The following is a 22,845-nucleotide window of genomic DNA, read 5'->3' as shown; positions in this document are numbered from 1 at the left end:
GCAGATCTTATTGTTGTCTGGTTAAAAGAGAAGTCCAATTATTTTATGTCTGTAAAGAGTTGAATCTAAAATGCCTGTTTCCTGTACAAGGAGCAGGCGTTTTGGTTTTCACTTGTTGCCGAAATTTTATCGTTCATCAGATCAAAAGTCATTTGTTTGAATTCTAAAGAAGGATGATGGGAAAAAAAGCTACATCTTATAATTCTCTTTACTGTTTTTTGCTGCTATTGATTTTTAGTTCCTGTGCTTCTCTTAGGGAGTCCCCGAAGTATGAATTTTCGTCTGGCATTTTTAAAGTGACTTCTACAGGAAGTGCAGCAATCAGAGCCTATGTAGATGTGGAGGAAGACACCCTTATTTTGTCTACTGTGCGTGATAAGGGGAGATATTTCAACACAGATACGGCCTCAAATATAGTTATTGCTGTTCCGGAAGTACAGCATAGTCCTGTGCAGCATGTATACACTTTCTCTAAATCATCATTTGATTTAGATGTGCTAACTATCCCCTTTAAATATCGACCAGGTACTTCGGGCTTTCCGCAGCAGCTCACCACAACCTTTCAGGGAGCTATTTATATAGGAGCCCGTAAAGACATATTCCGACTGAAGTATAGGCCTACACCTGTAGGGGATTTCCACAAGAGCGAAAATCACTTTGGCTATAGCGTTGGTTTCTTCTCTGGTTTAGGCGCAACTACTATGAATGAGTGGGTAACACAGGGAGCTACACCATATGAATACGAAGGAGTGGTTTTGCTAAACGGAGTAGCCGGAATTGTAGGAATAAATAACTTTACATTAGGTTTGGCTGTCGGTATAGATCATTTATTCGACGAAAACAGAAATGACTGGATTTATCAGCACAAGCCTTGGGTAGGGCTTGCCGTCGGCCTTAACCTGAATTAGCATGTCTAAGTACAGCGCAATATGAATCAAGTCAGCACAGTTATAAACCTTAGAGACTTAAGGCACAACCACCCCAGCGATATTGCAGAGGTACTGGGCGGGATGAACGAGAAGGAGCGGCTGCTAGCTTTCCTGTTGCTGCCGGGCGAGGTTAAGTCGGAGGTGTTTACCTACTTTAACTACTCCAACCAGGAGGAGCTTCTGAAGAAACTGGGTTCCACCGACACAGCTGCCATGCTGGAGAACATGGCTCCGGACGACAGAACTGAGATATTTGAGAACTTCCCGGACCTGTTGATCAAAGAATCCATCAACCTGCTTTCGCCGGAGGAGAAAAGTATCGCGCTCAACCTGTTGGGATACCCGGAGAAAAGTATAGCCCGCCTGATGACGCCTTACTACATACAGGCAAAGAAAGGGTGGACTGTGCGGCAGGCGCTGGATAACATCAGGAAGTATGGGAAAAAAGCGGAGACGTTGAACCATGTGTATGTGGTGGACAAAAACAATGTGCTGGTAGACGATATCCGCATCGGTAAACTGCTGATGGCAGAGGAGCAGCAGACGGTGGAGTCGCTGATGGATTACCAGTTTTTGAGCCTCACAACAACTATGAGCCGCGAAGAGGCCATTGAGCAGTTCAATAAGTATGACCGCGCCGTAATGCCGGTGGTGTCGGAGAAGGGGGTGCTGGTGGGCATTGTGACCTTCGACGATATCTTTGACGAAATAGAGCGCAGGGATACGGAGGATATTCAGAAGTTCGGTGGTTTGGAAGCCCTGGAGCTGTCGTACACCGAAACGCCGCTGCTCACGCTGGTGCGCAAGCGGGCAAGTGTGCTTCTTATTTTGTTTCTGGGGGAGATGCTTACAGCCTCAGCAATGGGCTTTTTTGAGGAGGAGATTGCACAGGCGGTTGTGCTGGCGCTGTTTATACCCCTCATTATCTCCAGCGGCGGCAATTCCGGCTCACAGGCCGCCACCCTCATTGTGCGTGCCATGGCCATCAAGGAACTCGGTATCAAAGATTGGTGGTACGTAATGAGGAAAGAAGTTTTTTCGGGCTTGCTGCTTGGTATTATACTTGGTGCTGTTGGATTTCTGCGCATTATACTTTGGCAGCAGGCAGGCTTTTATGATTACGGCGATTATGCCACTCTTATTGGTGTAACCGTCGGCTTATCGCTGATCGGTATTGTACTCTGGGGAACAATTTCAGGTTCTATGATCCCGTTTCTGCTGCAAAAGCTGCGGCTGGACCCCGCCACCTCATCAGCCCCTTTCGTGGCAACGCTGGTGGATGTGACCGGGTTGATCATCTATTTCTCCATTGCGGCCAGCATCCTAAGTGGCACGTTGTTGTAGTGCAGGCATGTTTGTGATGAAAACTTTTCCGCATTGGCTGTACTTTATACTTCAGAACGTATATCTTTGTCCTATCATGAAAGGCACACAGGCTCATCTGCACCATCATCATGCACGAAGCATAAGTTTCGGAGCCGCCTGCCTATGGATTTGCTAAACGTATAAGCTATACATATCCAAAAGCCTGACTCCGAACAGAGTCAGGCTTTTTTTGTTGTCTGAATCAGGATTTACAGGATGTGGGGATGCACAGGATTATATTTTGGTACTTCGAAAGAAAGAATTTGTAAGGTGTTTCTTCAACTTAAAGGAGCAAATTATAATACTCAATTCAGGTCTTATGTCTAACGTCTAATATCTAACATCTAAATAGATGAACTTAGTTATAGTTGATTATAAAGCAGGTAATGTGCAGTCGGTTCTGTTTGCATTGGAGCGGCTGGGCGTGCAGGCTAACCTGAGCAGCGATTTTGAGACGATCAAAGCGGCTGATAAAGTTATATTTCCGGGAGTGGGAGAGGCTTCCTCGGCTATGGCTCAGCTTAAGGCGCGCAATCTGGACAAGCTCCTGCCTACGCTGGAGCAGCCGTTCTTCGGGGTTTGCCTGGGCATGCAGTTGCTGTGCCAGCACTCCGAAGAGGGCGACACAGAATTGCTGGGCATTATCCCGCTGCAGGTAAAGCGTTTCCAAACAGAGCTGAAAGTGCCGCACATGGGTTGGAACCAGTTGGAGCAGCTCAACTCACCGCTTTTTGCGGGCATACCTGAACAGGAGTACGTTTACTATGTGCACAGCTATTATGTGCCGCAAAGTGAGTATACCATTGCCCAATCTGCTTATCCCGAGCCATTTTCAGCTGCATTGCAGTACAAGAACTTTTACGCCGCGCAGTTTCACCCCGAGAAGAGTGGACCTGCCGGCGCACAAATCCTAAAGAACTTTTTAGCCTTATGATGGAGATAATCCCAGCCATAGATTTGATTGGAGGCCAGTGTGTGCGCCTCACCGAAGGCGATTTTGCCCAGCAAACCACCTACGACAGCAATCCACTTGAGGTAGCGAAGCGTTTCGAGAGCCACGGCATTAAGCGCCTGCACCTGGTGGACCTGGATGGCGCGCGTGCCCGCAAACCCGTAAACCTGCACGTGCTGGAAAGTATAGCCGCCAACACAAGCCTCACCATCGACTTTGGCGGAGGCTTACAGTCGGAGGAGGCGGTGAAGCAGGCGTTTGATGCCGGGGCTGCCCAAATTACGGCCGGAAGTATAGCCGTGCGTGAGCCGGACCTGGTAAAAAGTTGGTTGCTAACCTACGGTCCTGATAAGATCATCATCGGAGCTGATTTCAAAGGCACCAACATTGCCATCAGCGCCTGGACCGAGGAGAGCAAATACCCGCTGCAGGAGTTTATGTCGGGCTACCTGGAAACGGGGGCCAGACTTTTTATCTGCACTGATGTTAGCAAAGACGGTAAATTGCAGGGCCCTTCCACCAACACTTACCGTCACCTGAAGCTGACGCTGCCTGCGGCCGACGTGATTGCCAGTGGCGGCGTAACAACCGTACAGGACCTGGAGGAACTGCAGGAAATAGGTGTAACCGGCGCCATTATCGGGAAAGCCATCTATGAGGGCACTATAGAATTAAAAGACTTAGAGCGATTTTTATGCTAACCAAGCGCATTATACCTTGCCTCGACATTAAGAACGGCCGTACGGTAAAAGGCGTGCAGTTCGAGAACATACGTGATGCGGGTGACCCCGTGGAACTGGCGAAGTGGTATGCCGAACAGGGCGCCGATGAACTGGTGTTCCTCGATATAACGGCCACCAACGAAGAACGCAAGACTTTTGCCGCGCTCGTACGAGACATTGCCCGCCATATCGATATCCCATTCACAGTGGGCGGCGGAATCAGTGCCGTGGCCGATGTAGAAGTGCTGCTGCATGCTGGGGCTGACAAAGTGTCCGTCAACTCCTCCGCCATCAAGAACCCGCAGTTGGTAGCCGAACTCGCCAAGCACTTTGGCAGTCAGTGCGTGACGGTGGCCATAGATACAAAGCATACGGACGCGACAGGCTGGAAAGTATTCACTCGTGCAGGAACGATCGAAACAGAACACGCCACCGTGGACTGGGCCAGACAGGTGACGGATTTGGGGGCAGGTGAAATTCTGCTGACAAGTATGAACAACGACGGCACCAAAGCAGGTTTTGCCCTTGACATTACAGGAGCGGTTGCCAAAGCAGTTTCTGTTCCCGTTATTGCCTCCGGAGGCGCCGGAAGTATGGCGCATTTTGCAGATGCATTCAATCTAGCGCATGCCGATGCCGCTCTGGCTGCAAGCCTCTTTCACTTCCGCGAACTGGCCATCCCCGACTTGAAATCATACTTGAAAGAGCAGGGTGTAGACGTCCGGATAAAATTTTGAATGCGTGATTGAGTGTTTGAGTGAATGAATACTCAGCACTCTTTACTGATAACCAAAAACAAAAAAGAAGTGGAATTAGACTTTGAAAAAGCAGGCGGCCTGGTGCCAGCCGTGATACAGGATGATATAACAGGTCAGGTGCTGATGTTAGGTTATATGAACCAGGAGGCACTGGACAAGACGCGTTTGGAGGGACTGGTAACTTTTTTCTCCCGTACCAAAAACCGCCTCTGGACAAAAGGTGAAACATCGGGCAATACGCTAGAGGTTGTGAGTATCATGCGCGACTGCGATGTAGATTCGCTGCTCATCAAAGTGAAACCAAACGGCCCTACCTGCCACACCGGCTCCACCAGTTGTTTCGGGGAGGAAGAGGCCGCTACCCGTTCTGCCGCCATCCGCTTTATTGCCCAGCTGGAGGAGGTGATTCAGCAGCGGAAGTCTGATCCTGTAGAAGGCTCTTATACTAATTTTTTGTATGACAAGGGCATCAACAAAATTGCCCAAAAAGTAGGGGAGGAAGCGGTGGAAACTGTTATTGACGCCGTAGCAGGAAAGCTGGATACTATGAAGGGCGAAGCGGCCGATCTGCTGTATCACCTGCTGGTATTGCTCTCTGCTTCGGGGCTAAGCCTGAAAGATGTAGTAGCAGTGCTGCAGGAGCGGCATAAGAACTAGACTTTATACTTCCTGAAAAGCAGCGGCCGGTTTTAACTTAGTCGCTGCTTTTTATTTTGCCTGCAGTTGAGCTTTTATTACATCTGCCACCTCGCCCCCTTTTTCTTCCTGCAGAAAGTGTCCTGCCTTCAGTTTGATGACCTTTGCCTCTGGAAAAGCCTGCTGCCATTTATCGAGAAAGCGCAGGGGCAGCAGTTTATCTTTCTCTCCCCAAAGTATGAGTTTGTCTATTTTGCGTAGCTGCTCGTGCTGCGCCCACAGCTCTGCAAAGTATAAGTTGGATTCGTGCAGTGCCTTGGCAAATTGCCACGTGCCTCTGCGGTTTGCAGCGGTGGAGAGCGGTTTCTGGTAGTGCTGGCGAATATCTTTGGTAAGGTGCTTGCTTTCGTTATAACCCTGTGGCAGGAGCACACGTGCCGAGAAGCCTCCCTGCAGGTATAAAAAGCGGCCAACGCTTCCGCTCATAAACCTGCTGATCTTCATCATCGTCTTTTCCTCTTCCAACCCCCACATCCAGGTATTCAGAATTACCAGGTTTTTTACGTTCCCGGGGTGGCGCAGAGCATATCGCAGGCCGATGGGTCCTCCGAAATCATGTACCACCAAGGTAATATTTTTCAGTTGCAGGTGCTCAATCAGGTTTTCCAGATTATCCGCATGGACTTCCGGCGAATAAGTATAGTCTGCAGGTTTATCCGATAAACCAAAGCCGAGGTGGTCTGGTGCAATGCAGCGGTACTGCCTGCTTAAAGACTTTATCTGTTGGCGCCAAACAAAAGACCAGGTGGGCGTGCCATGTACAAACACGATGGGGTTTCCTGTTCCCTCGTCTACATAATGCATCCGGCCCTGTGGCAATTGCAAGGTATGGTGCGCAAACGGGTACAGGATACTGTCGAGCCACTTTGGTGAATTCATGGTGCAGTTGTTGGGTTATACCTAGTAAGTTACAACTTAAGAGTATGCTTGGCAAGTATAGCAAAGGTGCTGCAACGAGCTGAAGCAGGAACAGGAATTATCACATTCGATAATTGAATCACATAAGTTAAGCACTGCGACCGGAAGTAGGCTAAGCAACGATAATTCTGGGGATGTTGACCGGAAGCCGGGTGAGCAATTCGTAGTTTAGCTGCGTACTAAGCTCCCCAAATGAGGCCACGGTTATACTTTCGTTGCCTTGCCTGCCCAGCAACACCACTTCCTCGTCTTTGGCTACGCCAGGGATATCCGTTACATCCACCATCATCACGTTCATGTTTACAATGCCAACCACACTGGCCCGCATGCCTTTAATCAGCACATTGCCCACATTGCTGAGGGAGCGGCTGTAGCCCCAGGAATAGCCTACAGGCACAATAGCCAGCGTCATTTTGCGGGGAGCCTGATAGGAGGTGCCGTAACCAATATACTCCCCGTGCTGCACTGTTTTCAGGCTCATCACGCGGCTCTTCCAATTGATGAGCCGGCGAAGCGGATCTGTTTTATCCTGCTGCTGCGCCATGTACTGCCCATACGTTTCGGGGCTGGGCCAGAAACCGTACTGCATAATGCCAATGCGAACCATGTCCATGTGCGTATGGGGATAGGCTACCATGGCGGCAGAGCAGGCGGTGTGCCTTTGTACCGGAATGTGACCTTTACGCTGCAGGCGCTGGGTTAGCTGCTGAAATTTTTCCTGCTGTGCCATTACCCTGTCGTGGTTCTGTATACTTTCGGCACCCGCGAAGTGCGTGCAAAGTCCTTTTAGCTCTAAAAAATCTTTGTGCTTTTCCAGCGCCGCTTCTGCCCGTGCCAGCGTTTCTCCCTCAAAACCCGTGCGGTTCATGCCGGTCTCCAACTCCAGGTGAATCCGGGTGCGTTTTCCAATTCTCTTCGCTACGCCTGCGGCTTCCTCCAGCCTGCTCATCTCAAAAACATAGAACTCGATGCCATGTGCTACAGCCCATTCCAATTCCTGATTGTCAATGTAGCCCATGATCATGATGGTAGTGGGTGCCGATACGGTTTGCAGCACGCGCTGCGCTTCGTCCGCACTAAAAACAGAGAAGTGGTCTACACCGCTTTCCTGGGCAATAGAAGTAAACTGCTCAATGCCATGGCCGTAGGCATTGCCTTTTATCACAGAGGAAAACTGAACCTGTTGCCCGATTAGTTGCTTTATGAAGGCGATATTATTTTGAAGTGCTGATTTACTTATCTCTATGTAAGAGGAATGGAACATATGGGTTTATGGAGTCTGAAGTGCTTGGAAAATCTGGTAAAACAGGGAAGCCCCTGTGGGTATAATTTCATCCGGGAAATCGTAGTCGGAGTGGTGGAGTTGCGGTTGCCCCATACCGGAGCCAAGCCCAAACAAGGCACCAGGCGCCTGGGCCGTGAAATGCCCGAAATCCTCGGACCAGCGGAACGGATGCACCGCTTCCCGGACATCAAAATTCAGTTGCTGCGCCGCTTTCTTTACAACGTCCACCGCCGCTGCATTATTGACGGTAGCCGGAAATTCCTCTACAAAACTTATGGTATGCGACAAGCTATACTTTGCTGCCCGCTCTTCCACAATCCTTGTTGCCAACTGCTTTAGCAGTGCAAAGTCCTCTGGTTGATAGGCGCGTAGTGTAGCCATTACGGTGGCAAAGCCAGGGTTGGTGCCAAATGCCACATCGCCTAATTTAGCGTGTATGACGGTCAGCAATGCCAGGTCGCGGAACTGCTCTTTTTGCTGTATAATCTGATCGAAGGCAAGTATGATCTCAGCCATCGCTTTACCTGGGTTCAACCCATTTTCAGGTTCGGCCGCATGCGAGGACTTGCCGTGCAGTTCTATAACCATACCCGTGGAGGCTGCTGCAAAAACGTTGTTTCGGATGACCACCTGGTGCAGCTTAACGCCGGGCAGGTTGTGCAGGGCGAAAACGAAATCAGGCTTTAATCTTTCCATTCGCTCGTCCTGGAGCACGGCAAAGGCACCGGCTCCTGTTTCCTCCGCTGGCTGGTACAGCAGCACTGCTTTTCCCCGTGCTGGCTTGTGGCGGTGCAGCAGGCTGGCCATACCTGTAAGTATGGCCATGTGTCCGTCGTGCCCGCACTTGTGCCCAACTCCTTCTGCTGTGGAGCAGTAACTAAGATCATGGTTTGTTTCGGCGATAGGGAGCGCATCCAGCTCTGCCCGAAACAACACTGTTGGCCCTTCAGTAGGCTGCTTTCCATAGAACACGGCTGCAACTCCTGTTCCTCCTACAGTTGTGTGCACTTCGTCGGGCTGGTAACGCTGCAGATGCGCTACAATACGTGCTGCCGTACCTTGTTCCGCGCCGGAAACTTCCGGAAACTGATGGATTTCCTGGCGCAAGGCTACCAGCTCAGATAGGTTCTCGAGTTGTGGGTGCTGCATTGAGGTTGTACTTTAAGCTGAACTTTAAACTACCCCTTATTACGTAATCAAGAGGAGAGGTTATAGAAATAGGGTAAGTGCGCAGGCATTCTTGCAGGCAGCAACGCAAGTGGAGTTGCTGCAGCCCTAGAAAATAAGTATAGGTTAAAGCCAGTACAAGTATAATCAATCCGTTGAATGTTAACGGATCTGACTGAAAACAGCAAAGGCCCTGGTCCAATTGTAGAACCAGGGCCTTTGTTGTAGAAGTTTAGTTGTTAGTTTAATTCGCTTTGCAACTGGTCGACTACTTTGTTCAGCACATCCGTCAGCAAATCAATATTTTTACTGACCCTGGCCAAATCTTCCTGCCGCTTCGCATCACTTTCAATTTGCCTCACCACCTCTTTAAGCGATTCGATACGCATGGTATCAATGGTTGGCTTTAACTTGTGTGCCAGCCCACTTACTTCGTTCCAAGCGGCCTCGTTGCGCTTCTGCTGCATCTCCGATACACAGGCAGGCACTGTATCAATAAACAGCTGTTTTGTCCGCTTGATAAATACCTCGTTGCCCCGGGACATCTTTTCCAAAAGTGTCAGGTCGTAAAGGGGGGGAGAACTTGCCTGTTGCATAGAATTAGTAGCTGATGCAGCCTGGTTAATTGAATCCTGCGACCTTTGCTGTGGCAACAGGGCAGAGACCTTCATAAATAATTTGTCTTCTTCAAACGGTTTGGAGATGTAGTCGTTCATGCCGGCATGTATGTACTTTTCAGCATCTCCTTTAAGTGCATTCGCGGTGAGCGCGATAATCGGAACACTTGCTTTTGCCTTATCAGAGAACTCCCTGATAAACTGGGTAGCGTCGATTCCGCTGAGTTCTGGCATCTGGATGTCCATCAAAATAACATCATACCGCTTTTTCTCGGCTAACTCCACAGCCTCTCGTCCGTTTCGTGCTACATCCACTTGTGCCCCCCAACCATTTAATATTGACTCAGCCAGAAAGATATTTACTTCGTTGTCCTCCGCCAGTAGCACATCTATTTTACCCAGACTTCCAAAGTCAATTTCATTCTCCACAACTTCAGGCTCGCTCTCCATCGATTTCGGGTAGGTGAGCACAAACTTGAAAATACTTCCGCGTTTCTCATGGCTCTCCACCCAGATGCGGCCTTTCTGCATCTCCACCAGGTTCTTGCATATATTTAAGCCAAGCCCGGTTCCGCCATACCTGCGTGTGATGCTGGAATAGGCTTGCGTAAATCCTTCAAAGATGTAATTCACCTTGGATGCCGGAATTCCTATGCCCGTGTCCGAAACGGCAAACTCCAATGTGAGCGCATCCGCACTTTCTTCCAGCAACTGGCAGCTAAGGGTTATACTTCCTTCGTCGGTAAACTTGATGGCATTGTTGAGCAGGTTCAGCAGGATCTGGTTCAGGCGGTAAGGATCCCCAATTACTACAGGATGTGAAAGCTTCAGCGGTTTTAGGATATAAGCAATTTCCTTTTCCTCTGCTTTGTAAATAAATGTCTGATAGGCCGCCTGCACGGCATCCTGCAGGTTAAAAGTAATCTCCTCCAGGTCCAGCTTTCCGGCCTCAATTTTGGCAATGTCCAATATGTCGTTAATAACCACCAGCAGGTTGTCGGCAGATTGCTGGATGATGCCCAGGTAATTTACCTGTGTGTCGCTAAGCTGGGTCTTGCGCAAAAGACCCGTCATGCCCAAAATGCCGTTCATTGGTGTTCGGATCTCGTGGCTCATGTTAGCCAGGAAGTTCTCTTTCACCCGCGCCGACTCCTCAGCAGCCTCCTTTGCTTTTTTCAGTTGCTGCTCAGTGCGCATTCTGTCGGTAATATCCTGAGCGATGGCAATAATGTAAGGAGCCATGTCCGGTTCTTCCACCTTGTAGTTCTGGTAATACAGGTAGCGCTCTTCATTTGCCTTGTTGAGCAGTGTGAGTACGCCATCCAGCACGTTTTTACCGTCGAACTGGTGCAGGTACACTTCAAAATTATCCTGGTGCTGCTTCGGGAAGAAATCGTACAGCGAACGGCCGATCATCTCCTCCGAGCGGTAATCCAGCATGTTCAGCAAGTATGGATTCACCGACAGAATTACGCCCTGCATGTCGTGCGTACAGATGTAGGCCTGGCTGTAGTTGATCAGGTCGCGGTATTTCTTTTCGCTGCGCTTGATCGTTTCATCGGCCAGGCGGCGGGCTGTTATATCCCGTGCGGATGTCTGTATCTTGGTTAGCTGCCCTTTTTCATCTACAATCGGTCTTAGGTTTGTTTCTACCCAGATAACTGAACCATCGCGACGGATAGCCCGGTGCTCCAGCGTTGCGTTTGATTTTTGCTTGATGGCTTTAAAGTAACCTGCTTCCTTCAGCATGTCTAAATCATCCGGGTGTACAACCTCACGCGGTAAAATCTGCAGCATTTCCTGCTGCGTGTAGCCCAGCATTTCCTCCACCGCCTTCGATACGTAGATATACGAGGAGTCAGGATTATGCAGGCTGATCATGTCTTTGGAGTTCTCTGACAGGAGGCGGTGCAGTTCTTCGCTGTTTTGCAGATTTTTGTTTGCCTGTCGCTGTTCCGTTACGTTGGTGGAGATGCCCAGCACGTGCACCTGTCCGTTGCTGGTGGTGATGGGCTTCTTGGTGGTATTGAACCATTTCACCTCTCCGCTTGGGCTTGTGTAGCGCTCCTGCAGTTTAATTTCCCTGTTTTCCCTGATCACCTGCTGGTCCACGTCGATGTAGAACTGCGCCTCTTCCACATCCTGGTGAATTTCCAGTCCGCCTGAGCCAATTATTTCGTCCAGACTCCTGTTAAAGAGCCTGGCAAACTCCAGGTTCGCCATAATGTACTTGCCCGCTCCGTCTTTCACATAGATCAAGCTCGGGCTGGCATCCAGCACCTGTCGGATGAACTCGTTCTTCTCCTGCACCTCCAGGTATACTTCCTTTTCGGCGGTTACATCGCTTACAATAGTCAGAACTTCTTTCTCGCTATACTTCAGGATGCGTGCCTCATAGTGCTTCTTGCCTTCCAGGAAGTCCAGATCATAGGCTAACTTCTCGTAATTGCCGGTTGCAAGCACCTTTCTAACAAGCTCCATTATCTGCGCTGCCTGTTTTTCAGGCAAGGCATCGTACATGTTCTTGCCGATTAGCTCGTCCTTGGGCACCAGCAAGTGCTGTTGGTCCACATTCTTCATATCCAGGTAAACGCCGTGCTCATCGTTGATGAACATCAGGTCTGGAATCGCTGCCAGGATAGCACTGTTCTTTGCCTCTGTCGCTAAAATTTCTTCCTGGGCTCTGCGCAGCTCTGTAATCGTAAGGCCATGGCCGATAATCAGCTGCACTTCTCCATTTTCATCCAGAACAGGGTTCAGGCGCCGGATATGGTAGGTAGCGTTTCCGTTTTTGTCGATCAGCTTCTCCTCAAACTCCACACGCTTCTGGTCCTGCAGCACTTGCTGCAGGTTTCTGCTGCGTAGTTCCATGCGCTCGACTGGGATGTTGCGGAAGCTGCTGTATTCTTCGTTCGACTTACCGATGAGCCATTCGCGGAGCACCGGGTCTCCTACGGCAGCAGGGTTCAGGAACAGGAACTGCAGGTCTTTATTGTAAACGGCCACATCCGAAGGAATATGGTTTAGGATGGCTTCGTAAAAGTCCTTCTGCCGTTGCAACTCCTGGCTCTGCTGGCGCACTTTCGTTACATCCTCAGCCGAGCCGATAACTTGCTTCACCTGGCCGTTGTCCTTCCGCTTAAACACACTTTCACGGCAATAAAGCGTTTTCAAGGTGCCGTCTTTGCATTGCACCAGGTACTCTAACTCTACAATGTCACCGTCTCTGGCAACCCGCATAGTTTCCGTCTGCCGGAAAATTTTACTGTTGTCTTCGGGTGCCACCACAGAGCCCATAAACTGCCCGTTCATTTCCCTGATATCTTCGGCAGTATAGCCCAGCACGGTTTGTACCTGCTCATTCAGGTAGATGCAGTTGTCATCATCTATATCGTAGATGTAGACAATGCTGGGGATAGTGTGCGCAATGTTGCGTATGAAGTTCTGGCTTTCCTTCAGTGCTACCTCAGCCTGACGCCTTTCGGTTATGTCAGACATGTAGATATTACAATAGCCCTTATCCGGAATAGGAATAACAAGGTTGTTGAAGTGGCGCCGGGCAATATGCGATTCAAAATAAGCTGGCTCTGCTTTTGAATTTAGCTTCAGGCTGGAAATGTGCATGCGGAACAAGCGCTTTAAGCCATCAAACCGTTGCGGCGTAATCCGTTTCTGCAGGAATTCATGGCCGGCGCGGTTCCCGAAAATAATGTCACCTTCAAAGCTCAGGCGCAGTACCGGGTTGGGATACTCTTCCTGTAACTCCGACTGCAGTTCCATCATGCTATGCTTCTGCCGCTTAGAGGTGATGTCGCGGTAAAACCAGGCAGTGCCTACGCGCAGGTTATTTTCGAACAAGGGCAAAGCTTCACGCTCCAACACGGTGCCATCAGGCAGCTTAGCCTCCTCAAATGCCGAATGGCGTGAGGGCGCAGGATGTTCATCAGAGTAGGAGAGGAGCGTATACTGGTCCAGGTTAGCCAGGTTTTGGCCTACATAGAAATCAATGGACTCCGGAAGACTGAAAAGCGCACGAAAGCCCTCGTTAAGTCCTAGGATGCAGCCCGACGCATCGGTAACGGCCCCTGCGTAAGACAGACCCTGCAGCAGCCAGCACTGTGCCATGGTGCAGGGAGAAGATAGCGGTGTGCGTAAGGACTTCTTCAGGTGCTCAAGCTCCTGCTGCCGCACCTCAGCCAATGCTTCCGCTGCCAACCTGGCCTGGCGCTCTTCCTGCAGCTGTTGCTGGAGGTTTTCTTGTATGTCGACCATTTCCATTTAATTTAACAGAGATCTAGTGTAAGCATTTGAGGCAGAGGTAACAATTATAACACTGGCGCTTGCAAAGAAAAGGTAATGCAATTTGCCTAAGTAATATAGTGTAATCTTAATATTAATGCAAGTATACGCGCAGCACTGCGGAGGGCCTGTTATTAACTTATTTTCAACTCCTGGTTCTGAATCATTCGGTAGATGGTGGATTTGCCAATATTCAGTTTATCCGCAACAAGCAGTACGTTGCCCTCATACTTGTCCAGGTAACGCTGAATGATTTCTGTGGAGTATTCTTTAAGGGTTCGTTCCTGAGCCAGGAAATCACTGTTGTTGCTGGTGGTGTTAAGGTTAATGTCGCTTGATTTGATTTTGTCATCTTCCGACATCACCACGGCAAGCTCCACAACGGCCCTAAGTTCGCGCACGTTTCCAGGATAGTTGTAAGAAAGCAGCTTTTGCTGGGCATCAGCGGTAAAGGTCTTCTTGCCAATGCTATTTACGCTGGCAAAGGCATCCACAAACGATTTTGCCAGCACGATAATGTCGGCTCCGCGTTCGCGGAGCGGGGGGAGCTGAATGGGAAGTCCTAACAGCCGGTAGTACAAGTCTTCTCGGAAGTTACCGTTTTTCACTTCCTCTGCCAGGTTTTTATGTGTCGCCACCACAATGCGCACATCAACCGGTACAATGCTGTTGCCGCCCACGCGGGTAATTTCTTTTTCCTGCAGTACGCGTAGCAGCTTGGCTTGCAGGCTTATGTCCAGTTCGCCGATCTCATCGAGGAATATAGTGCCTTTATGCGCCTCCTCAAAACGGCCCAGCCTTCGGGAGGCAGCGCCGGTAAAGGCTCCTTTCTCATGTCCGAAAAGCTCACTCTCAATCAGCTCCTTTGGGATTGCTGCCACGTTCACGGCCACATAAGGGAGTTTCTTTCGGGAGCTGTTGTAGTGAATGGCCTTAGCAACCAGTTCCTTTCCTGTACCTGTCTCTCCTGTGATGGATACGGTAATGTTTGTTTTGGCCGCTTTGTCCATCATAGTGAACACCTTCTTCATCACATCGCTGTTGCCAAGTATAAAGTTGGAGAAATCATACTTTAGCCCGATCTCTTCGCGCAAATGGGCAATCTCCTGTCGCAACGAAACGTTTTCCCTGATTTTGTTAATGGTGTTCCAAAGGCGCTCTGGTGTATCCTCGTCTTTGACGATGTAATCGTAAGCACCAAGTTTCAGCAGTTCCACTGCGGTTGCCACGTCCTCCTGCCCGGAGATTACCACCACCTGCGTATCTGGGTTTTGCTCTTTTATTTTCTTCAGAACTTCAGCTCCGTTCTTATCTGGCAAAGAATAGTCCAGTGTCACGACGTTTGGGCGCTGGTGCATGTTACCTAAACAGTCTTTAGCGGAGTGGTACTTCTTTAGCTCATAATCCGGGTTGAGCGAAAGGTTATATTCCAGCAATTCGCTGTACCAGATATCATCGTCCAGTATAAAAATTTTAAAGGGGGTATTCTTCATTAGTTTGTTTTAGGCACTAAGCTGACTAGTAGTAAGATAGGAGGTGCAAATGCTTCAGAAACAGTGTTTGGGATTAGCCAACTACAGTAATAACAAATGTATGATTAAGAATCTGAATTTTATTCCCGGATGATAAAAAAAACATATTTAAAGTGCTGTAAAGCCTTTTTATTCAAAGAAAAATTATATTACCTTAATGTTTTGAATCTGATGTTACAACAATATATCGACGGGAAACTGGCCCTGCATTTTATACTTCATGCAGAGGCCGGTTTACGCATAAAAAAGCCAGCCCCTGCAGTATATGAACTACAGGGGCTGGCTTTGATCTGGTAAAACAGTTTGTTAAGTATGAATGGGCTGATATTTGGCACGCATAAACATGAACACACCGTAACAGATCAATCCCAGTGCCACGGCACCAAGTATAAAGGAACCATAAGTGGAGTTCTCTAAGAACTGGAAAGCAGCTGTGTTTCCGCCTGCCTCCTGCGGATTGGATTGCAAAGCGGCTCTAATGAACAGGTACCCTATAACGATCCAGACAACACCACGGGCAATATATCCTACTTTACCGGCACGGATCATCTTTTGCTCGATATCGTGCTTCAACCCTCCGCTTTGTATTTTCTTCTTATACTTCTCCGAGTAGCCGTAATAAATCTGGTATAAGCCCGCTGCAATGGTTGCCACGGCAACGATACCCACCAGCCACTGACCGAAAGGCTGCTGAAGCAGTTTGGAAACAAGCGTCTCGCGCGAATCACCGCCACCGCTGCCTCCGCTGCCTAATACGATCTTGGCGGCTAAGTAGGCAAAAGCGCCGTAAATAAGCCCGCTGAAAAGATAGCGCAGTCGTTTTCCAATTCCTTCCGCACCGCTTCCTTTGGCTTCCGTATCCTTGAAGGCTTGGATGAAGCGCCAGATGGCGTAGCTTAAAAGGCCAAGCGCCACAATACCCAGCAGCACATTTCCTGCCGGCAGGTCCTGTATAGTTCTTAATATACCTGATCTTCCCGCACTTTCTGTTGTTTTGCCCTGCAGTTCGAAGGCTGCCATGAAGGCGATAATGCCGATCAGGCAGTATACTACACCTTTGGCGGTTAGGCCGAACTTTGCAAAATTTTCAATCCATTTAGGCGGTGGATTGGGAACATGAGTTGATATGTCTGCCATAGTTTTATTTTTTATATATAGTATAGTGCTTACACGCAAAGGGACTCTCTAATGTTGCTTCTGTGCCCGCTATAAGTGTCTGAAGCGTGCAATGGCTTCCTGCTCCAGGCGCTCCCGGTGGTCGGGGTGTGCGATGTTGATCAATGCCTGTGCCCGCTGCCGTAAGTTTTTACCGTACAGGTAAGCCACGCCATACTCTGTTACCACGTAATGCACGTGCGCCCTTGTGGTTACCACACCCGCACCCTGGTTCAGAAACGGCGTAATGCGCGAAATGCCTTTATGTGTGACCGAGGGCAAGGCAATTATAGGTTTGCCTCCCTTAGACAAAGCCGCCCCTCGAATAAAATCCATTTGCCCGCCGATGCCTGAATACTGGTAGGTGCCAATTGAGTCAGAAACAACCTGTCCGGTTAAGTCTATTTCGATGGCGCTGTTGATGGCCGTCATTTTCGGGTTCGTCTTGATGACCGTTACATCATTCACATAGTCGGAGCTAAGCATGGTAATAAGAGGATTGTCATCCACAAAATCATAGAGGCGCCTGTTTCCAACTATAAAACCGGTAGCCACACGCCCTCGGTGCTTTTTTTTGTGCTCGTTAGTAATAACGCCGCTCTCAATCAAAGGCAGTACACCGTTGGAAAACATCTCGGTGTGGATGCCCAGTCCTTTGTGGTTGGTGAGGCAGCGGAGCACTGCATCCGGAATGCCGCCAATACCTAACTGCAGCGTGGCCTGGTCTTCAACCAATTCTGCGACATAAGCCCCTATTTTCTCCTCTACGGCTGTTATCTTCTGGCTGTAGTCCACCTCCGGCAATGGTTCATCCACTTGCACCAGCGCGTCAAAGCGTTTGGTGTGGATGAGTGCATCACCATGCGTACGCGGCATCTGAGGGTTTACCTGTGCTATTACGTGCCGGGCGCTTTTAACAGCCTCCCTCGCTATGTCAACAGACACGCCCAGAGAGCAGAAGCCATGGCGGTCGGGTGGGGACACGTGCACGATAGCTACGTCCAAGGGCATAATGCCAGACCGGAAAAGCCGTGGAATTTCACTTAAGAAGATCGGTACATAGTCGCCCCGCCCGCTGTTTACCGCCTCCCGTACGTTAGCGGAGACAAAAAGGGAATTAATAAAAAAAGCCTCACTATAGCGGGGATCGGCACAGGCCATCTCCCCGAAGGTACTGATACTTACCAGTTCCACGTCACGCAGTTCATGGGCTCTTTCGGCCAACTTATTTATTAAGTGCTGAGGCGTAGCGGCGCTGCCATGCAGGAAAACACGGTTGCCTGATTTTATACTTGAAAGGGCCTCTTCGGCAGTTATGTATTTCATTCTAAACCTTTAAATGTACAGTAGCTATACTTTGTAAAAAGCCAATGAGTTATCCCATACCTATGCTGGCATTAATAGCCTGCTCTTTGTAGCTTGGATCCAAAACAATTGGCTATCCATATCAATTGTGTATATTTAAAGCGGCAAAAGTATGGCCCAGAACTACTAGAAAAGCATTTTAGCTACTGTCACACGCCTAAACTATGAAGCACACACGTCAGCTCCCCCTTCTTCTCCTACTGCTTATTAGCCTGCTATACTTACCCAGTTGCGTGACCACCTCAGCCTCGCTTGGCGCGAATGCTATTAAAGCACCTTATGCCACAAACCTGAGGAGCTATAAGACTTATGCCTGGTACCAGGATGTTCCACCGGCCGAAGCTGCTTATGACCGTGGGTTCAGCGCGAGCTTAAACAAACACCTGCGCCAGGCCATTGAGCAGGAACTACAGGAAAGAGGCTATACAAAGGTGGCGCAGAATCCGGATGTGCTGGTGGCATATGATGTGAGTGTTTCGGTGCCGCTGGAAAAGGACAAGCCGGAGAACTTCGCTAAGGGGTTTGGGTACAGCTACGGTTACATGGGCGGCTATCGCTATACTTACGGCCACTCTGATATGCCCGGTTACCGCAACGTAGACCTCTTTAAGCAAGGCACACTGATTATTGATTTGATAAACCCTAAAACAGATCTGCTGCTTTGGCGTGGGTGGACGGAAGGCGCAATAAAGAAATTTAACGCCGGCTACAGCACAGTGCAGAAAAGGGTAGAGGAGGTGATGGAGCAGCTGTAGTATACTTCTCTTTCGCTAAAAGCTGTCTTTCAGGTAATCGTTAAAGCGCATTACATCGTTCGGCTTGCCGACCACATAAAGCACATCGCCCCTTAAAATGCGGGTGTGTCCATCTACATTCAAGATAGTTTCCCTTTCCCTTTTCATCGCTACTATGGTAATCTGGAAGCGATTGCGGATGTTTGCTTCCAGCAACGATTTACCAATAATGTCGCTGTCGTTGGTGTACACGCGCAGGCTGGCTACTTCTATATCGGGTAGATCAAGGCTTATCTTTGAGTTATTGGGTATGCGTCCGGAGGCCAGGCTTCGAAGCATGTCGTAGTTGTCGGAGCGAATTTTTTGCGTAAAGCGCTCTATCTCATCCCGTGGCATCAGGTACTTGTTCATCACGCGGGTGAATATCTCGATGCTCGTCTCAAACTCCTCCGGTATCACCTCGTCAGCCCCGATCAGGTAGTTTTCCTCCATTTCCTGCACAAAGCGCGTTCGCACGATTATGTGTACTTTGTCTGAAATACCGCGCACAGTGGCAATGATACGCCGGGTTGCCTCAGGGTCTGATATGGCGATAACCACCACGCGCGCCTTCTGCACATTTATGTGCTCCAGGATCATTGGGTGAACGGCATCCCCGTAAACAATCGGCTCCCCCAGTTTTCGCTCCTGCTTCACCGTTACGGCGTTCAACTCAGTAATCACATACGGAATGTCTGCATGGCGGGCAGCCTTGGCCACATTTCGGCCGTTAATGCCGTAACCAATAATTACAATATGATCGTTAAGGTCTGGCAGGTCACCATGTGCTGCTGTCGTTTCGTTGCTGAAGACGGAATCTCCGTTCGAGGAGGATATTGGTTTCGCAATAAAGTCCGCGAGTTGGCGATACGAACCAATGATGAATGGCGTCACGCCCATTGTCAGCAGCGAAACGGACAGAAAGTACTGGTATGTTTCTTCAGAAAGCAATCCGCTGGCTAATCCCGTTTTAGAAAGTATGAAGGCAAATTCTCCTACCTGAAACAGCGACAGCCCGACCAGCAGGGAAATACGCATAGGGTATTGTAAAATACGAGCGGCCAGCGTTGCAACCGTCCCTTTCAGAATAAATGTTAAGACAGAGAAAAGAAGTATAACCGGAAGGTTCTGCAGCATAAAGCCAAAATCCAGCAGCATACCGATTGAAACGAAAAAAAAGCTGGTAAAAATCTCGCGGAACGGCAGAATGTTGCTGGTGGCCTGGTGGCTGTATTCTGACTCTGAAATGATTAAGCCAGCCATAAACGCACCAAGTGCTAGTGAAAGTCCCAGGTTGGACGTAAGCCAGGCAACTGCAAAGCAAATAACCACCACGCAAAGTATAAAAAGCTCTTTGCTCTTAGTCTGTGCCACCAGGAACAACAGGCGCGGCACCAGGTAGCGGGCGCTAACCAGTACAAACACAATCACAAATATGCCCTTCAGCGCCATTATCAGCAGTGCTGTGCCAATATCCTCTGATTCCCCGGCCATTAGCGGAGCCAGCAGCATCATCGGCACCACCACGATGTCTTGAAAAATAAGGATGCCCAGCACTACGCGCCCCTGCGGGCTGTTGATCTCGCTCCTGTCCTGCAGTAGTTTCAGAACAATGGCTGTGCTACTAAGGGCAATCAGGAAGCCCATAAAAACTGATTCTGCCCAGGAGTAGCGCAATAACACCATCACGACGCATACCAGTCCGATAGTGGCAAGCACCTGTGTAGTGCCACCCAGCAAAACTGTTCGCTTTATCAGCGCGAGCTGCTTAAGCGAAAACTCCATGCCGATTATAAAGAGCAGCAGTATAACACCAATCTCTGCCAGAATCTCGATATCGTGCGTTGCCTTGATCAGGCTAAGTCCGTGAGGACCGGCAATAACACCCGTAGCCAGGAAACCAAGTATGGTGGGAAGCTTAAACCGCTGGAAAAGCAGAATCACCACTACTGCCAACCCAAGTATAATCACAATATCTGAGAGTAATGGAATCTCCATGCAGTGGTAGATAAGTATTAAGTTTCTGTTAGCTAGTCTAATTTCATGCTGCCTTGCATTCTATACGCGTAGGAGATGATTAGCGGTTACCATTCCACTCGGCGTAAAACTGCTCCAGGAACTGCTCCATAAAGTGGTGGCGCTGTGCGGCTAATTTTTTAGCCGTTTCGGTATGCATGCGGTCCTTCAGCAACAGAAGCTTCTCGTAGAAGTGATTGAGGGTAGGGGCTGTACTCGACTTATACTCCTCGAACGAGTTGTGCAGAACGGGTGTGATAGCAGGATTGTACATTTCGCGATTCTTATGGCCGCCATAGGCAAAAGCACGAGCTACGCCGATGGCTCCAATAGCATCCAACCTATCGGCATCCTGCACTACCTGCCCCTCTATAGTAGGCATTGCCGAGCTAGTACCGGCACCTTTATAGGAGAGGTCCCTGATAATGCTGCACACATGGGCTATTATTTCCTCCGGAACCAGCTGAGACTCTAGCCACTCCCGGGCCATACGTGGTCCAACAGAGGCGTCGCCATTATAAAACTTATGGTCTCCTATGTCATGAAGAAGGGCCGCTAACTCTACGACAAATGTATCCACCTGTTCGTATCCGGCGATGTGCTTGGCGTTGTTCCAAACACGCAATATGTGCCACCAATCGTGACCAGAGCCTTCACCGGAAAGTAGTTCTTTCACATATTCCTCAGCAGCGGATATTATCTGGGCTTTGTTCATAGTTATTTGGGAGGTGAATTACGCCCAAAGCTATGAAATAATTTATTTTACGGTTTAATATTTATAAAGCGAGAAGAAGTTCATTTTCAAGCTCCCTTACCTTATTCTTTGGCTTTTCTTCCCCCTCAAGGGTTTCTGCCCATGTGTTCAGGTAAAGAACCACATCATCCCTTACATTATGCTTCAGGTATTTACGTTCAACTGGTAACCTGGCTGTTACTGCGGGGTGCGACAGTGTTTCCAAGTGTGCCAGCTCAGTTCTTTTGAATCCAAAATCCAGCATGTGATCTATAATTTGGTCCATTGGCAAGCCACTTTGAGGGCAGTAATCCCTGAGTTGTTCGCGCCAGTCGCCATAGCGCCACATAGCTGCCCCGTGTATTTCGCCCTTGCTGTACCTTGTGATGGTTTGCGCCAGATGACCACAGTTGCAACTTCCCATATGACCCCACTCGTAACGGGCACCTTTTGCTATTCTGGCTGCTGTCTCCCGAAGCGCCAGAACCAACGCTGCTGAATCTCTTTGCATGGCGGTTGATGTGAATTTTAACTTATATACTCTAGTTTTGTGCTAGTGACTCTTACAGTCATTGCGAGTTTTTAATACGGCTTTAGGCCAAAAGCACTACCTTTTAATAAGTGAAAAGGCATCCAAAATGTTTTCTCACATAAATTCTTGTTGATTCTATATAATACGCTCATGCCGTTTAAAGCAGCCTCTCGAACAGCTTTATTTTTTCTCTTAACTTTCTTGTTATTAATTAATTCTGCCAGCGCCCAGATCCTAAATGTGGAGCGTTCGCGGGTTGAGAGGGACTCTGCCGATTATTTTACAGGCAAAGTAGGCCTTAACTTTTCCATGTTTAACCGAAATGCGGGCAAGAACAACCCAAACAACTACCTGCAGCTTACTTTCAACGGGGATGTGGCCTATGTATCAGAAAAGCATTCCTACCTGCTACTCAATTTTTACAATTACCTGTTGGTGAACTACGATTCAGATGAATTGCGCAATACCGTTGCAAGCAACGGGTATTCTCATTTCCGGGTAAATCTGCTGCGGAAAAGGCGTTTGTCCTATGAACTGTTCACACAGGTGCAAACAGACAAAGCCCGAGGACTTGAGATTCGTACCTTGGCAGGAAGTGGATTGCGTTATAGGCTGCTGAAGCGAGAGAACAGTGGCATATATGTGGGAACAGGCATAATGCACGAGCATGAGACGTGGGAAGATCCTGATGAGGAGAACAACTTTACGGACTCCGATATGCTGAAGTCAACAAACTATATAAGCGCAAAGGCGGCTTTAAACAGCAATGTAAGTGCCGAGGGTATCGTTTATTACCAAACTGGGTATGCCGAAATGATCGATAAATGGCGTAACCGTGTAAGTGGGGACGTAGCTTTACAGGTCAAACTAAATACCCGGCTTTCTTTCAAGGCAGGTTTCAGCGGTACATTCGAGGATGAGCCAATCGTTCCTGTAACAAGGTTTGTTTATACTTTGTCCAATGGAATCCAGGTACAATTTTAGTGTAGAGCTTCAAATTTAATTGCTGGCAAAATATTTACTCAGACAAT

General features: G+C 48.9%; 19 protein-coding genes. 9 read left to right on the top strand and 10 right to left on the bottom strand.

The window, feature by feature from the left end; genetic code table 11:
- Window positions 1–173: 173 nt before the first annotated feature.
- The 6 genes from A0W33_RS19420 (at window position 174) to hisIE (ending at window position 5,383) form a co-directional block, all read left to right on the top strand.
- The gene (locus tag A0W33_RS19420; RefSeq protein WP_068839736.1) at window positions 174–908 is read left to right on the top strand and encodes a hypothetical protein; all 735 of its coding nucleotides are present in this window, start codon (window positions 174–176) and stop codon (window positions 906–908) included.
- Window positions 909–929: 21 nt separating this feature from the next.
- Window positions 930–2,273, top strand: coding sequence for a magnesium transporter (gene mgtE, locus A0W33_RS19415; RefSeq protein ID WP_068839735.1), 1,344 nt, complete (start codon window positions 930–932; stop codon window positions 2,271–2,273).
- A gap of 373 nt (window positions 2,274–2,646) precedes the next feature.
- A complete protein-coding gene (hisH, locus tag A0W33_RS19410; protein WP_068839734.1) occupies window positions 2,647–3,228 on the top strand; it encodes an imidazole glycerol phosphate synthase subunit HisH in 582 nt (193 codons plus the stop codon).
- A complete protein-coding gene (hisA, locus tag A0W33_RS19405; protein WP_068839733.1) occupies window positions 3,225–3,947 on the top strand; it encodes a 1-(5-phosphoribosyl)-5-[(5-phosphoribosylamino)methylideneamino]imidazole-4-carboxamide isomerase in 723 nt (240 codons plus the stop codon). The genes hisH and hisA overlap by 4 nt, the downstream gene beginning before the upstream one ends.
- Window positions 3,941–4,705 (top strand): imidazole glycerol phosphate synthase subunit HisF, encoded by a 765-nt coding sequence (gene hisF / locus A0W33_RS19400; protein WP_068839732.1) that lies wholly within the window; start codon window positions 3,941–3,943, stop codon window positions 4,703–4,705. Before hisA ends, hisF begins: the two co-directional genes overlap by 7 nt.
- Before the next feature lie 24 nt (window positions 4,706–4,729).
- Complete coding sequence (gene hisIE / locus A0W33_RS19395) at window positions 4,730–5,383, top strand: bifunctional phosphoribosyl-AMP cyclohydrolase/phosphoribosyl-ATP diphosphatase HisIE (RefSeq protein ID WP_216637167.1); 654 nt, start codon at window positions 4,730–4,732, stop codon at window positions 5,381–5,383.
- Window positions 5,384–5,434: 51 nt separating this feature from the next.
- Here the strand turns inward: hisIE and A0W33_RS19390 are convergent, their stop codons facing one another.
- The 5 genes from A0W33_RS19390 to A0W33_RS19370 all read right to left on the bottom strand — a co-directional run bounded on the left by A0W33_RS19390 (window position 5,435) and on the right by A0W33_RS19370 (window position 15,201).
- Window positions 5,435–6,301, bottom strand: coding sequence for an alpha/beta fold hydrolase (locus A0W33_RS19390; RefSeq protein ID WP_068839731.1), 867 nt, complete (start codon window positions 6,299–6,301; stop codon window positions 5,435–5,437).
- A 151-nt stretch (window positions 6,302–6,452) separates the two neighbouring features.
- Window positions 6,453–7,604, bottom strand: coding sequence for an alanine racemase (gene alr, locus A0W33_RS19385; protein WP_068839730.1), 1,152 nt, complete (start codon window positions 7,602–7,604; stop codon window positions 6,453–6,455).
- 6 nt (window positions 7,605–7,610) lie between these two features.
- Window positions 7,611–8,774, bottom strand: a complete 1,164-nt coding sequence (locus tag A0W33_RS19380; protein WP_068839729.1) for an amidohydrolase — start codon at window positions 8,772–8,774, stop codon at window positions 7,611–7,613.
- Window positions 8,775–9,031: 257 nt separating this feature from the next.
- On the bottom strand, window positions 9,032–13,681 hold the full coding sequence (locus A0W33_RS19375) for a PAS domain S-box protein (protein WP_172798146.1): 4,650 nt from the start codon (window positions 13,679–13,681) through the stop codon (window positions 9,032–9,034).
- 161 nt (window positions 13,682–13,842) lie between these two features.
- On the bottom strand, window positions 13,843–15,201 hold the full coding sequence (locus A0W33_RS19370; protein ID WP_068839727.1) for a sigma-54-dependent transcriptional regulator: 1,359 nt from the start codon (window positions 15,199–15,201) through the stop codon (window positions 13,843–13,845).
- 210 nt (window positions 15,202–15,411) lie between these two features.
- On the opposite strand from A0W33_RS19370, the gene A0W33_RS21285 reads away from it, so the two are divergent.
- Complete coding sequence (locus A0W33_RS21285; RefSeq protein ID WP_262502134.1) at window positions 15,412–15,537, top strand: hypothetical protein; 126 nt, start codon at window positions 15,412–15,414, stop codon at window positions 15,535–15,537.
- Between the two features lie 9 nt (window positions 15,538–15,546).
- Here the strand turns inward: A0W33_RS21285 and A0W33_RS19360 are convergent, their stop codons facing one another.
- Both A0W33_RS19360 and A0W33_RS19355 read right to left on the bottom strand, forming a co-directional pair.
- Complete coding sequence (locus tag A0W33_RS19360) at window positions 15,547–16,377, bottom strand: DUF1206 domain-containing protein (RefSeq protein WP_068839725.1); 831 nt, start codon at window positions 16,375–16,377, stop codon at window positions 15,547–15,549.
- 69 nt (window positions 16,378–16,446) lie between these two features.
- On the bottom strand, window positions 16,447–17,721 hold the full coding sequence (locus A0W33_RS19355; protein WP_068839724.1) for an acetyl-CoA hydrolase/transferase family protein: 1,275 nt from the start codon (window positions 17,719–17,721) through the stop codon (window positions 16,447–16,449).
- A 203-nt stretch (window positions 17,722–17,924) separates the two neighbouring features.
- On the opposite strand from A0W33_RS19355, the gene A0W33_RS19350 reads away from it, so the two are divergent.
- A complete protein-coding gene (locus tag A0W33_RS19350; protein ID WP_082815312.1) occupies window positions 17,925–18,515 on the top strand; it encodes a DUF4136 domain-containing protein in 591 nt (196 codons plus the stop codon).
- A 15-nt stretch (window positions 18,516–18,530) separates the two neighbouring features.
- Here the strand turns inward: A0W33_RS19350 and A0W33_RS19345 are convergent, their stop codons facing one another.
- From A0W33_RS19345 to A0W33_RS19335, 3 genes are all read right to left on the bottom strand, one after another.
- Window positions 18,531–20,531 carry a monovalent cation:proton antiporter family protein gene (locus A0W33_RS19345; RefSeq protein ID WP_068839722.1) on the bottom strand — a complete coding sequence of 667 codons (2,001 nt, stop codon included), beginning with the start codon at window positions 20,529–20,531 and terminating at the stop codon, window positions 18,531–18,533.
- Window positions 20,532–20,610: 79 nt separating this feature from the next.
- On the bottom strand, window positions 20,611–21,264 hold the full coding sequence (locus A0W33_RS19340) for an HD domain-containing protein (RefSeq protein WP_068839721.1): 654 nt from the start codon (window positions 21,262–21,264) through the stop codon (window positions 20,611–20,613).
- Between the two features lie 61 nt (window positions 21,265–21,325).
- Window positions 21,326–21,793 carry a hypothetical protein gene (locus tag A0W33_RS19335; RefSeq protein ID WP_068839720.1) on the bottom strand — a complete coding sequence of 156 codons (468 nt, stop codon included), beginning with the start codon at window positions 21,791–21,793 and terminating at the stop codon, window positions 21,326–21,328.
- 222 nt (window positions 21,794–22,015) lie between these two features.
- On the opposite strand from A0W33_RS19335, the gene A0W33_RS19330 reads away from it, so the two are divergent.
- Complete coding sequence (locus A0W33_RS19330; protein WP_172798145.1) at window positions 22,016–22,798, top strand: DUF481 domain-containing protein; 783 nt, start codon at window positions 22,016–22,018, stop codon at window positions 22,796–22,798.
- The last annotated feature ends 47 nt before the right edge of the window (window positions 22,799–22,845 follow it).

It is taken from the genome of Pontibacter akesuensis (assembly GCF_001611675.1).
Taxonomy (GTDB): domain Bacteria; phylum Bacteroidota; class Bacteroidia; order Cytophagales; family Hymenobacteraceae; genus Pontibacter; species Pontibacter akesuensis.
The sequence above is the reverse complement of the archived record's forward strand: the minus strand, read 5'-3'. Positions and strand labels throughout refer to the sequence as shown.